Consider the following 272-nt stretch of genomic DNA (forward strand, 5'->3'; position numbering starts at 1 on the left):
GGCGCAATTCAGCAAACTTGTCAGTCACTGGATGGGCCGACTTCAACCAGGGGGTGCAATGATCGAGGGTGTATTGAAAGCTGTTCACTCGGGCTACCCGGAATGCTCCTTCGCCATGAGTTTTCACGGTAATATCTTCCAGAGGGACTTCACCAAAAGGTGTGTCAACCAGGTGTACCCTGTATTTGCTTTCCGTTTTGTCTTTGAGGTCATTCAGTAGCGCGGTGTAATTCTGGTATTCCTGCTGGGATATATCATCCAGCTGTTGATTC

The 272-nt window shown here is 48.9% G+C and carries 1 protein-coding gene; it reads right to left on the reverse strand.

What is annotated here, in order from left to right:
* On the reverse strand, nt 1-272 hold a 272-nt coding region (locus CWC18_RS21330), incomplete at both ends, for a hypothetical protein (protein WP_212747760.1).

Origin of the sequence: Pseudoalteromonas aurantia, assembly GCF_005886875.1 — a bacterium.
In the GTDB taxonomy this organism is placed as follows: Bacteria; Pseudomonadota; Gammaproteobacteria; order Enterobacterales; family Alteromonadaceae; genus Pseudoalteromonas; species Pseudoalteromonas aurantia_A.